The organism is Achromobacter sp. 1014246743 (genome assembly GCF_059760725.1).
Genome location: NZ_JCBANA010000176.1, coordinates 1 through 264, shown reverse-complemented (window position 1 = coordinate 264; position 264 = coordinate 1). Strand labels below are relative to the sequence as shown.

General features: G+C 61.4%; 2 pseudogenes. Both read right to left on the bottom strand.

The annotated features are described in order from the left end of the window. Positions 1 to 144: pseudogene (locus tag AC6LJ2_RS30125) on the bottom strand (amino acid ABC transporter permease); the annotation flags it as partial. A gap of 1 nt (position 145) precedes the next feature. Beyond that, positions 146 to 264: pseudogene (locus tag AC6LJ2_RS30120) on the bottom strand (amino acid ABC transporter permease); the annotation flags it as partial.

Genomic DNA, 264 nt, shown 5'->3' with positions numbered 1-264 from the left:
CATCAACAGGAACCAGGCCACCAGCACGGTGATCAGGATGTTCAGCGGCGAGGAAAACAGGCGCTCGCGCACCCAGGCCCACGCACCGACGTGGGTCTTGGGCGGCGGCAGCCCTTCGGTGGGGATATGCGTGGTGCTGCTCATATCAACGCTCCACCAGCGCGATGCGCTTGTTGTACCAGTTCATGAATATCGAGATCGACAGGCTGACCGTCAGGTAGGCGCCCATGATGATGAGAATGCCCTCGATGGCCTGGCCGGTCT